The sequence below is a fragment of the Leucobacter sp. BZR 635 genome (assembly GCF_048061935.2).
Lineage (GTDB): Bacteria > Actinomycetota > Actinomycetes > Actinomycetales > Microbacteriaceae > Leucobacter.
In genome coordinates this window covers 169704-181203 of the sequence record NZ_JBLUNZ020000004.1, presented here as the reverse complement: position 1 = coordinate 181203, position 11500 = coordinate 169704, and the positions used below count along the sequence as shown (strand labels likewise).

At 65.8% G+C, this 11500-nt stretch carries 9 protein-coding genes and 2 tRNA genes; 6 read left to right on the top strand and 5 right to left on the bottom strand.

The window, feature by feature from the left end; translation table 11 throughout:
- Positions 1 to 37 precede the first annotated feature (37 nt).
- From ACI1US_RS01030 to ACI1US_RS01010, 5 genes are all read left to right on the top strand, one after another.
- Positions 38 to 111: transfer RNA gene (locus ACI1US_RS01030), tRNA-Met, on the top strand.
- A 162-nt stretch (positions 112 to 273) separates the two neighbouring features.
- The gene (locus tag ACI1US_RS01025) at positions 274 to 705 is read left to right on the top strand and encodes a hypothetical protein (RefSeq protein WP_461637423.1); all 432 of its coding nucleotides are present in this window, start codon (positions 274 to 276) and stop codon (positions 703 to 705) included.
- A gap of 6 nt (positions 706 to 711) precedes the next feature.
- Positions 712 to 999 carry a transcriptional regulator gene (locus ACI1US_RS01020; protein WP_461637421.1) on the top strand — a complete coding sequence of 96 codons (288 nt, stop codon included), beginning with the start codon at positions 712 to 714 and terminating at the stop codon, positions 997 to 999.
- Positions 1000 to 1285: 286 nt separating this feature from the next.
- Positions 1286 to 1362 (top strand) — tRNA-Met (locus tag ACI1US_RS01015).
- A 163-nt stretch (positions 1363 to 1525) separates the two neighbouring features.
- The gene (locus ACI1US_RS01010; RefSeq protein ID WP_461637419.1) at positions 1526 to 2593 is read left to right on the top strand and encodes an acyltransferase family protein; all 1068 of its coding nucleotides are present in this window, start codon (positions 1526 to 1528) and stop codon (positions 2591 to 2593) included.
- A gap of 30 nt (positions 2594 to 2623) precedes the next feature.
- Here the strand turns inward: ACI1US_RS01010 and ACI1US_RS01005 are convergent, their stop codons facing one another.
- From ACI1US_RS01005 to ACI1US_RS00985, 5 genes are all read right to left on the bottom strand, one after another.
- On the bottom strand, positions 2624 to 3415 hold the full coding sequence (locus ACI1US_RS01005; RefSeq protein WP_461637417.1) for a sulfite exporter TauE/SafE family protein: 792 nt from the start codon (positions 3413 to 3415) through the stop codon (positions 2624 to 2626).
- Between the two features lie 61 nt (positions 3416 to 3476).
- Complete coding sequence (locus ACI1US_RS01000) at positions 3477 to 5057, bottom strand: gamma-glutamyltransferase family protein (RefSeq protein ID WP_461637416.1); 1581 nt, start codon at positions 5055 to 5057, stop codon at positions 3477 to 3479.
- Positions 5054 to 5806, bottom strand: coding sequence for a FadR/GntR family transcriptional regulator (locus ACI1US_RS00995; RefSeq protein WP_461637414.1), 753 nt, complete (start codon positions 5804 to 5806; stop codon positions 5054 to 5056). The genes ACI1US_RS01000 and ACI1US_RS00995 overlap by 4 nt, the downstream gene beginning before the upstream one ends.
- 102 nt (positions 5807 to 5908) lie before the next feature.
- Positions 5909 to 6463 (bottom strand): dihydrofolate reductase family protein, encoded by a 555-nt coding sequence (locus ACI1US_RS00990; RefSeq protein ID WP_461637412.1) that lies wholly within the window; start codon positions 6461 to 6463, stop codon positions 5909 to 5911.
- Positions 6464 to 6594: 131 nt separating this feature from the next.
- Positions 6595 to 9678, bottom strand: coding sequence for a UPF0182 family membrane protein (locus ACI1US_RS00985; protein WP_461637410.1), 3084 nt, complete (start codon positions 9676 to 9678; stop codon positions 6595 to 6597).
- A 157-nt stretch (positions 9679 to 9835) separates the two neighbouring features.
- On the opposite strand from ACI1US_RS00985, the gene ACI1US_RS00980 reads away from it, so the two are divergent.
- Positions 9836 to 11221 (top strand): zinc-dependent metalloprotease, encoded by a 1386-nt coding sequence (locus ACI1US_RS00980; protein WP_461637408.1) that lies wholly within the window; start codon positions 9836 to 9838, stop codon positions 11219 to 11221.
- The last annotated feature ends 279 nt before the right edge of the window (positions 11222 to 11500 follow it).

The following is an 11500-nucleotide window of genomic DNA, read 5'->3' as shown; positions in this document are numbered from 1 at the left end:
GCTCGCCGCGCTTCAGTGATAGTGTTAATTCTCGTGCCGCGGGGTGGAGCAGTTCGGTAGCTCGCCGGGCTCATAACCCGGAGGTCGTAGGTTCAAATCCTGCCCCCGCAACTGGAGAAAGGCTCCTGATCAGATTTTTCTGATCAGGAGCCTTTCGTTTTTCCGCGAGCCCGGCGGGCCTGCGAACAGAGGCCTCGGGCATCGCCTCGCTCGTCGAGTACACGCCACACCACACTACTTTCATAAAATGAAAGTAGTTGCTAATCTGAACCCATGAGCGACGACGGCAACACTCCCCCGCAGCCCCCGACACCTCTTCAGGCGCAGCAGCTTCTTGACTCGATGCCGCAACGCCCCAGGCGGGTACTCGACGCCCGCGATCACCTCTCTGCCGGAGGGATCGTGCTACTCTCATTCGCCGGCGGAGCCCTTGCACTCGGCGGGTACGCCTGGTGGGCGATCATTCCGGCGCTGGCCGCCGTGCTTGCGGCCCACCACTGGGTCAACCAGCGCCTGAGCCGTGCGGGCGAGCCGCGGCTCCGCGCGTCGGCAGTCACCTCAATCTTCACCGTGTGGCTCGCCATCCCGATCTGGCGAGGCATCACCCACGGAGAAACGATCCCTTTCCCTGAGGCCTTCGTCTTCGCCGGCCTTGCCCCCGCCGCCTGGCTCGTGTTCTACCTCGTGCTCCTCGTTCGTCGCTGACCGACCATGTCATACACAGACATTGACGCTCACCTCGTCGCACCGAAGCGATTCGTCACCATGTCGTATCTCAGCCAGGTCGAGCAGGCAGACTACCCGGCGTTGCAGGACGCGACGGGCCTGTCCACTCCAGATCTTTCCAAGATCCTCCGCGACCTCGAAGAACGCGGCCTCGTCGAGATCACCAAGGAACGCCGCACGCGGTACGGCAGCACGCTCGCAAGGCTCTCACCAGCCGGCCAGAAGACGTTTAAGAACCTCGTAGCTACCCTGAACAGAATTGCGGGCGGTTAGCCAGAGACGCGCCCGCTTGGTCTCGATCTGGAGGGAGCAGGCGGCACCACGGCCCCAGACCTCGTCGCATGCGCAGGATCGCGAAGCCACAATCCCGGAAGAATAGTGATTCTGCCGTTGTGCGCAAAGCTTGCGCGCGGCCACGGCCCCATCCGGGCTATACGGCGACGATGACTGGGAACGCCTCACCCGAGGGGCTTTCGGTGCCCGGAAACGCAGCGCAACACGCCCAAGATTCCGCCGCTTTAGTCGCCACCCCCGCATCACATTAAGCTAGAGAACGTGCCGCGGGGTGGAGCAGTTCGGTAGCTCGCCGGGCTCATAACCCGGAGGTCGTAGGTTCAAATCCTGCCCCCGCAACCATGGGATGTCTGAAGACATCGCGAACGCCCGAATTCATTTTTAATGAGTTCGGGCGTTTTGCGTTTGCGTTGCTCGCGCTAGCCTCCTCCCGGAGCCGCGACCGTTCTACTGGGCCATCCTCCAGCGCTGCGAGTAGACTCGCTTCACTTGGAGGTTCACAGTGATGTCGACGGGTAGTCATTCCGAGACGGCGCTTCCTCCCCTTCCCGGCGGTCGCGCCAGCTCGACGGGTCGCGGGAGCAACCTCTTCGACCTCATCCGCATCATGGCGGCGGCGATGGTGGTAATCGGGCACGCTTGGCCGCTCTCAGGGGTGAAGGGCCCGCCAACGCTCGCAGGGATCACCGTGCACCACCTCGGCGTGTACATCTTCTTCACCCTCAGCGGGTTCCTGCTGTCACGAAGCTGGTCGCGGGAACCCCGGCCATTTCCGTTCCTCATTCGCCGCTCGCTGCGCATCTTCCCCGCCCTCGCACTCGTCGTCGTGGTGACGATCGGCGCGCTGGGCCCTGTCTTCACCTCCAAGCAACCGAGTAACTACTGGGGCAGCGGTGAGACCTGGGGCTACCTCTGGAACCTGACCCTGTTTGCGCAGTACGATCTGCCGGGGGTTTTCGCCGACAACCCGACGACGGCCGTCAACGGATCACTCTGGAGCATTGGCCCGGAGTTCACCTGCTACCTCGCGCTCGTCGCGCTCGGGCTGCTCGGGGCACGCGCAAGCCGGCTCCTCCGCGGCGTGCTCACGGTGGCGATCGCGGCCGCGATCCTCTGCGTCCCCCTCACCGGCCCGTGGCGCACCACGATGATTGCTGTCGTGTTCTTTGTGATCGGCTCGCTGCTCGCGGAGATCCCCCGCGCTGTCCGTCTGCCGCTCTGGCCAGTGCTACCGGGAGCGGCAGTCTTGGCGCTTACCGATGGCACCTCGGGGCTACTCGCGGCATGGGTAATCGTGTCGTACGCCGTCGTCGCGATCGGGAGCCGGTCGAGCAGGATCGCGGCCCCGCTGCACACGCTCGGCGACCCCTCCTACGGATTGTACCTCTGGGCGTTTCCGCTGCAGCAGGTCATCATCGCGGTCGCGGGCCCGCTCCCGCTGGCGGCGAGCATCGCCCTGGTGTTGCCCGGCGCCGCACTGCTCGGATACGCCTCGTGGCATCTCCTCGAGAAACGGGCGATCGCCCTCGGTAGCGCGCTGTCTGCGCGCGTCGTCACGAAAAACCGCGCGTAGGGGCTGTGCAGCCCCTACGCTCAGAGCGCCCTACTTCTTCCCTGAACGCACCGTCTTGTACAGCATCTGCGCGAGGACGAAGGCGAGCAGCAGCGAGAACGCGATGTTCGAGGCGAATGGCGTGATCTTCGTCGCAAGCACTGAGCCGAGCGGCGAGAGTACGCTCGCCGCGATCCCCAGAACGAGCGCGGAGCGCAGGTCGACGTTCTGCCGCCTGAAGTTGCCGAGCGTGCCCGAGATCGATCCGGGAATGAGCATAATGAGCGAAGTACCCTTCGCGACGAGGTCGTTCGACCCGAAGAAGAACATCAGCGCTGGCACCACGATCACGCCGCCGCCGACGCCCAGCAGCCCCGACAGCACTCCCGTGATGAGCCCCAGCAGCACGAGGCCAGCGCCGAGCCACACGGTCATCTCAATCGAGGACTCGCGCTGCGGCACCACGAACCAGAGGCTCACGACCACGCCAAACAGAAACACCATGAAGATCCACCGCAGCGCCACCGTGGGCACCTTCGAGAGCAGGTAGCTGCCGAGCTGCGCGCCAACCACGATGCCGACTGCGAGTAGCAGCGCAGCGATCCAGTCAACATTGCCCTGCACGGCGTACCCGATGCCGCCCACAATGGCCGCGGGGAGAATCGCTGCGACCGAGGTTCCCGCTGCCAGCCGCTGCTGGTAGCCGAGGAAGATTGTGAGGAGCGGCACGAGTACGACGCCGCCGCCGATGCCGAACAGGCCCGAGAGCATACCGGTGAGCGCGCCAAGCAGGGCGAGCACCACGAAGGAGGGGCGGGGCAGAGTGAGGTCGGACTGGGTCATGAGTACCTTTTCGGGAAAAATTGCGGGTGAGTGACGTGCGTGGGGGTGTCGATCCGGGGCGCTAGCCTGTCCCGGGAGCGGGCTCGGCGCCGGCGGGGCCTTCCACGACGCACGCCGAACCGTCCGAGCGCGGGTCGCTCGCCGCCGTATAGCTCACGGAGCCGTCGGGGGCGCGGTCGACTCGGATCACGTTGGAGTGGCCAAGCTTTTCAGTGTGCGGCGGCACCTGCGCGAGCGAGAATCCGGCGCGCGCGATTGCCGTCTGCGCGACCTCCGAGACATCGCTCTCGACAACGACCCGCACCGGGCCGGCGCCGGCAACCTCCCCCACCATCCAGCGCGGGGCGTGGGTTGCTGCTGCGGGATCCTCACCTGCGACGAGCCGTGCAAGCAACTGCGCGTGCACCTGCGGCTGGCCGGCACCGCCCATCGTCGCTGGCACAAATCGCAGCTCGTCGCCCTCAAGCACCACGACCGGCATGAGCGTGTGGCGCGGGCGCTTACCGGGTGCGAAAGCGTTCGGGGAGTCTGGATCAAGCGAGAACGACGTGCCGCGGTTCTGAAAGATAATGCCCGTCTCGGGTTCGAGAATGTGCGCGCCGAAGCCCCAGTACACCGAATTGATGAAGGACACGGCCCAGCCATCGCGGCTCACAGCCGAGAAACCGACGGTGTCACCGCTCGCTTTCGCATCTCCGCGCACGGGGTACTCAGGAGCAGCCGCGGCCACGAGGGCGTCACCGCTCGCGCCATCAAACGTTGGATCGGAAAGCAGCAGCGTGCGCACCAGATTGCTCTCATGGAATGCACGCGCCAGCTCGCCAGCCCCCGCCCCGAGCGGGTCACCGATGCCCGCGGTAATCGCGTTGAGCGCCCGCAACAGCATAAAGCCAGAGGTGTTCGGGGGCCCAGTGAGCACCCGCAGTCCCGCGAACTCCGTCTCAATGGCTTCGTCCCAGAATGGCCGGTAAGCGGCGGTGTCGGCGAGGGTGATCTTCGATCCGATCTCCGCGAGACCCGTCACCCAGCGACGCGCGAGCTCCCCCGCGTAGAACGCGTCTGGCCCGTTGTCTGCGAGCTCCTGCAACGAGCGTGCAAGCGCTGGCTGCACGAGCGTCTCGCCCTCGGCGATGGGTTCGCCGCCAGGGTAGAAGACGTCGCGTGCCCCTGGATCCTGCGCGAGCTCCGACTGGGTCGCGCGCAGTTCGCGGGCGACCGAACGGGAGTTGGGAAAGCCGTCGCGGGCGAGGCCGATCGCGGGGCCGAGGTGCTCGCGCCAGCTGCGGGTCGCCCCGAGCTGGTGCAGCGCCTCCCAGCCGCGAACGCCGCCCGGAACCGTCACGGTGTCCACGCCGCGCAGCGGCAGTGCCTCCCCATGCTTCTCGCGGAGCGCCTCGAGGCTCTGCCCGGTGGGAGCGGTGCCCGTCGCATTGAGAAAACGCACCTCGCCGTCGGGGCTGCGCACGATCGCAACGAGGTCGCCCCCGAGGGCCACGTTGTTGGGATACACCACGCAGAGCGCGGCAGCCGCGGTGATTGCGGCGTCGATCGCGTTGCCACCGGACCGGAGCACGGCGGCCCCCGCTTCCGTGGCGAGGTAATGGGAAGTAGCTATCGCGCCAAGCGGCTCTGCTGTCGTCACGCGGACTCCTCGTCTGTCTCGTTGTGGGTGGCTTCTTCCGAGGTGAGCCCGCCAGCGATCGCGATCTGCTCGGCGATATCGACAACGTGGGCGCGGGCCTCAGCCTCCGCACGCTCGCCGTCGCCGGCCGCGATCGCCGCAAGGATCCTGCGGTGGGCAGCGCTCGAGACGCTGCGGCGTGCGGCGCTCTGGTAGCGGCTCCCCCGGCTGGGGGCGATCTGCTGCGCGATCTGTTCGTTTATGAGCCCGAGCAGCGGGTTGTGCGTGTACTGCGCAATCGCCTGGTGAAATGCACGGTCGAGCTCTGCGTAGCGTTCGCTCGAGGTTTCGCGTTCCATGGCCTCGACAAGTTCACCCAGCTGCGCGACGTCGCGCGGCCTGGCCCTGCCCGCGGTGAGCCGCGCGATCGGCGGCTCGACGATCGCGCGCAGTTCCATGATGTCGCGGATCTCCGCGGCCGCAGCGCTCACCGCCGAGCCGATCTGCTCGGCGATCGGTGATCGATCCCCCGGGGCGAGCACGACGGTGCCCCGGCCTGGCCTACGGTCGATGAGGCTGCGGTTCTCGAGCTCACGCAGCGCCTCGCGCACCGACACCCGCGATACCCCGAGATACTCGGCGAGGCTGCGTTCGGGCGGCAGTTTGTCTCCCGGCGCAAGCTTGCCGTCGAGGATCAGGCGCTCGAGATCGACCGACAGCCGATCGGGCAGCGACAGCGGGCTTGCCTGCCGCACGGTCGACCAGTCCATTGCACGTCCTCCGAGTTCAGTCGATACGCGAGTATCTCCGTGCTCGCAATCCTAGCCCAATTGGTCTGACCAACAGCTCAATGATCCTGGCGGCTCGCGGCGTCAGAGGATCTCGTAGGTGGTGCGCACGAGCCCGTCGGCCGTGACGTGCGAACCGCGCACCGCGAATTCGGCCGAGGCCCCCTCGGCGAACAGCCTGGTACCGCCCCCGATGACCACGGGCAACACCGAGACCGTGAGCTCGTCGAGCAGGCCGCGCGCGAGAAACGCCTGGACCGTGCGTCCGCCATCGACGTAGACCTGCTCCACCCCGGCAGCGTTGAGCGCGGAGATCGCCTCGTCGACTGACCCCACGACACTCACGTGGGGCTGCTCACCAGTGAGCGTCGTGCTCAGCACGAACACCCGCAGCCCCAGGAACGGCCACTCCCCAAAGCTCAACACTTTCTCGTACGTCGCGCGCCCCATGAGCAGTGCGTCGATCTGCGGAAAGAATGTTTCCCATTCGAGCGCCGGCACCTCGGCGGGGATAGCCGCGTGCTGCCCCTTGCCCGGTTCCGATTCGAGGAAGGCGAGGTCGCCCCCGGGGCCCGCAATGTAGCCGTCGAGGCTCGTACCAAGGAAGGCGCGCCCGCGCCAGCTTCGCTGATCGTTCATGCCAAGAAGTCTAGATCCAGCCGCCGACACTCAGCGTGCGTCGACAGGTCTCGGCCCGCACAACGCGGTGGGCCCGGGAAGCTGTCGCTTCCCGGGCCCACCGTCATTGCTCGCTGGCTGTCGCCGGGGTATTACGCCCCAGCCTGCAGCGCACGCTCGAGCGCCTCAGACAGCTTCTTGTCAGCCTCGGCGAACTTCGAAAGGTCGCCTTCCTTCATCGCGGCGTCACGCTCGTCGATCGCGGACTTCATGTCCTTCAGCGCCTTCTCAAGTGCCGCCGGCGTCTTGCCGTCAGACTCCTCACCGGGGGCGGGCGTCTCCGCTTCCTCACCGGGCTCGGCCGGCGTCACGCCGTTGCCGTCGCCGGCGTTCGCTCCGGAATCGCCGCCAAACAGCTCATCAAGCGCCTTGTCGAGCGTATTCTCGAACGCGATGTCGTCACCGAAGGAGACAAGTACCTTCTGCAGCAGCGGGAACTTCGTTCCCGTCGACGCCTCGAGGTAGACCGGCTGCACGTACAGCAGTCCGCCACCGACCGGGAGCGTCAGCAGGTTACCGCTGATCACCCGGGTGCCCCCCTGCCGCAGCAGGTTGAGCTCGGTCGAGACCTTCGGGTCCGTGTTGAAACTGTTCTGCACCTGGCCGGGGGCCGGAATCGTATTGCCCTTCGGCAGTGTGAGGAGTTTCAGCGTGCCGTAATCCTCGGAGATCTTCCCGGCTTCCGATCCAGCGTTCGAGTTGGCTGCAAGGTACCCGGTGAGGATATCTCGCGCGCCTTCGCCTCGGGCGTCAGGGATGTAGGTCGAGTAGATCGAGTACTCGGGCTCGACATCGGCTCCAGCGGAGAGCGTGAGGTAGTAGGGCGGCTGTGCCGGGTTCGGGCCGGTCTCGCTGGTTCCCTTTACCGGGTCATCCGGGGTACGCCATGCGTCCTCAGCTGAGTAGAACGCGCCAGCGTCGGTGACGTGGTACTTGCTCAGCACCTCGCGCTGCACCTTGAACATGTCTGTCGGGTAGCGCACGTGGCTGAGCAGTTCGCCGCTCATGTCTTCCACGTTCTTGAGCGTGCCTGGGAAGATCTTGCCCCACGACTTCAGCAGCGGGTCCTCTGCATCCCACGCGTACAGGTCGACCGAGCCGTCGTACGCGTCGACGGTGGCCTTGACCGAGTTGCGGATGTAGTTCACCGGCTTCGACATCATGCTCACGCGCTGGTTATCGGCGTCGACCGTGAGCGCGTTCATATCGCTCACCTCTGAGTAGGGGTACTGCGAGGAGGTCGTGTAACCGTCGATGATCCACTTCAGCTTGCCGTCAACAACCGACGCGTACGGTGCTGCGTCGATGGTGAGGTACGGAGCAACCTTCTGCACGCGCTCAAGCGGGTTACGGTCGAAGAGGATCTGGGAGTCGTCGACGACTGCGCCTGAGAGCAGCACCTCGACGTCCTGGAACTTCAGCGCGAACATGATCTTGGTGAGCATGTTGCTGAGCTTCGGCCCGCCGTCACCCTCGAAGGTCGTGAGGTTCGCGCGGCCACCAACGGCTGCCTCGACCTCGGGATCGAGATCCTCTGCTGCGACGTCATCCTCGGCAGTTCCCTCGCCCTCGAGCGGCTTCTCCGCCTGTGCATCGCCCTCAGCGGGCTCGTCCGTGGTAGCAACGGTCGACGCGTCAGTGCCTTCTTCAGCGGGCGTCGCGCCCTCAGCCTCAGCGGCCGGGGCTTCAGGGGTGCTCTCGATGTCCGAGGGGAAGTCGAGCTCGATGGCCTTCTCACGCTCGCCGCCCACGATCGAGTACTCCGGCGAATCCATGCCGAAGTACACGCGTGGCTGGAACTCGCCGAGGCGACCGTTCGTCGGGATCCCGCTCTCGAGGAACACCGGCTCGCCGCCCGGCGAGCGCTGGTTGCCGTACGCGGCAACGAGGCCATAACCGTGCGTGAACACGAGCGTCCGGTTGTACCAGCTCGACTGACCGGAAATGTCAATGTCACGGATCGCTGAGACCGTGTCCTCGACCTGGCCGTCAAGCTCGTAGCGGTCGACATTCAGCGACTTCGGGAACTTGTAGTACTGCTTCGACTGCTCGAGCTGCGAGAACGTCCGGGCGATGACCTCGGGGTCCATGATGCGGATGTTCGAGGTCGCGACAGCGTCTCCGCGCAGCGCGCCAGGCTCGGCGTCGGTGACAGCGTCATAGCGCTCAATCTTCACGTTATCGAGGCCGTACGCCTTTCGGGTCGCCTCAATGTTTCGCGAGATGTAGTCCGACTCCATGCTCTGCTCGTCGGGAACGACGCGGAACTGCTGGATCGCCCACGGGTAGCCGACGCCGAGCACCAGGCTCGACACGATGAGCAGCGCTGTGCCGATGACGGGGATCCGCCACTTTCCCGTGAACGCGGTGATGAGGAACAGAATCGCAATCATCGCGGCGATGCCCGCGAGGATCTGCTTGCCCGGGATCGTTGCGTGCACGCTTGAGTACATTGCTCCGGTCGCGTAGCCGTCAGTGCTCGTCACCGTCGCGTACTGGTCGAGCCAGAGGCTCACGGCCTGGATGAGGAGGTACAGCGTCGCAAGGATCGCGGTCTGGATGCGCGTCGATTTCGACACACGCAGCTCACGCTCGGTGAACGAGATACCGCCGTAGAGGTAGCTTGTCGCCGCGCCCACGAGGAGCGAGATCAGCACCACTGCCGAGGCAAAGCCCGTGATTGACTGCCAGAGCGGCAGGTCAAAGAGGTAGAAGGAGATATCGAAACCGAACTGGGCGTCCTTCTCCCCTGCTGGCTCAGAGTTCCACCAGAGCAGCACGGTGCGCCAGCTTGACGCGGCAGCAACGCCGGCGAAGATGCCGAGCACGGCAGGCAGCACCCACTTCACCAATCGGCGAAGCGGCTCCACCACCTCCTGGTAGCGATCGAGCTGCGCGGTGAGACGCGCATACACGGGGCGCTTCCGGTAGGCGATATCGATCGCCAAAAACACCGGAATCGCCATCGCAAGGAAGCCGACGATGAACATCGCGCCCGCTGCGATCCACTGCGTCGCAAACACGGGAAGATACCCGAGCTGTTTGAACCACAGGACCTCAGTCATCACTGACGAGACCGCGAGGAACGCGATGATCAGCACGACCACGAGAATGATCGTGATTGCGAGTGGGGAAAGCCGGCGCGATCGGGGGGCAGAAGTAGTCTGTTCGGTCACCCCTCGATCGTAGCGTTTACCCGCTGATATTCTTGTGAGAGCTGGAAACGAGCGCGACTGTTCGCAGTGGGCGCAATGCAATCGCGCTGCTCCAAGCAAGGTCTCACCGATGGTGCCGTAGTTTTATTGAAGAGTACTGACGCATGAGGAGAACGCCGTGAGCAGCGACGAAACACAGCCAGACGGTTCAAACGATTCGTCAGGCCCTGACTTTGAAGAGCTGCAGCGCCTGCTGCAGAACATGCTCTCCGGGCAGCCAGGTGCCGAGCTCGATCCGAGCATGCTCGCAAAGGCCGCGGGCATTTCGGGCGACCCGGCCGTGCTGGGCGCGCTGTTCTCCACGCTCCGCGGAGCAATGAGCAACCCGAGCGACAAGATCGACTGGTCGGTTGCACGCCGCACCGCCCTCGACGCCGCCGGCGGCGACAGCACGGCAGACTCGGCCCCCGCCGAGCGCGCGTTCCCCGTGGCGTCGCTGTGGCTCGATGAGGCGACAGAGCTCGGCCCAGTACCCGATGCGCCGCGCACGGTGAATCGGATCGAGTGGGTGCAGCGCTCAATCGACACCTGGATCACACTCGCAGAACCCGTCGCAGAGTCGGTGTCGCAGGCGCTCATGAACTCGATGAACACCCAGATGCCCGACGAAATGGCGGCCGCGCTGCAGCAGGCCACCCCGATGCTTCGCAGCGTCGGCGGTGCGCTCTTCGCCGTGCAGCTCGGCTCGATCGTCGGCCAGCTCTCCGGCGAGGTCGTCTCCGCCGGCGATATCGGCATCCCACTGTTCTCGGGCCCCGGATACGAGGGCGGCGCGCTGCTGCCGAGCGGCATAGCAAAGTTCGCGGAGGGACTCGACCAAGACCTTGAGGCGGTGACGCTGTACCTCGCGGTGCGCGAACTCGCTCACGCCCGCCTGTTCCGGCACACGAAGTGGCTGCGTTCACACCTGCTGACCGCGATCACCGACTACGCCCGCGGGATCCACATCGACACCGAACGCATCGAAGAGCTCACGCGCGAGCTCGACCCCACCCAGCCCGAGCAAATTCAAGAGATCCTCGCGAGCGGCGCACTCTTCCCTGAGAAGACTCCCGCGCAGGAGGCCGCGCACGAGCGACTCGAGACGATGCTCGCGCTCATCGAGGGCTGGGTCGACATCGTCACCGAGGACGCGACGCAACGCCTGCCAGGAACCGGCGGTATCGCCGAGATGGTTCGCCGCCGACGCGCCACCGGCGGGCCCGGGGAGCGCGCCTTCGCCGCGCTCGCTGGCCTTGAACTGCGCCCCCGGAGGCTGCGTGAGGCCGCCGCGATGTGGCGTGCAGTGGCAGACCGCGGCGGCCAGGCCACCCGCGACGGGCTCTGGTCGCACCCCGACATCATGCCCACCGCCGAAGAGCTTGACGCCCCGGACCTGTTGCTCACGCGCATCGGTCTGCTCGGCGACGGCGAGGCCCCTGCCGATCCCTTCGACGACGAGCTCAAGCGGCTGCTGAGTGACGAGCTCCCGCCGCACGGCTCGGAGTCGCCAGACAAGGAATAGCGGGCGGGCGGGCTGCCTGCCCGCCTTCCTTCCGGCCTGCCTCCGGCCTTCACGCGCTCCACGGCCCGGTCTCCCCGCTCCCCACCCCACCTCACTCGGCCTTTCACGCGCCCCGAGGCCGTCTCCTGGTCAGTGTGCGCCAGAATTTGCGAGAATCGCCGTTCTGGGTGGAACACACTGACCAGGAGTTCGCAGGGTGACACGTTGCCCACAGGCGGAGTCTTCGGTGCCCTGCACCTCCGCATATGTGGAAAACCCGCAATCGAGTCTCCGCCCATC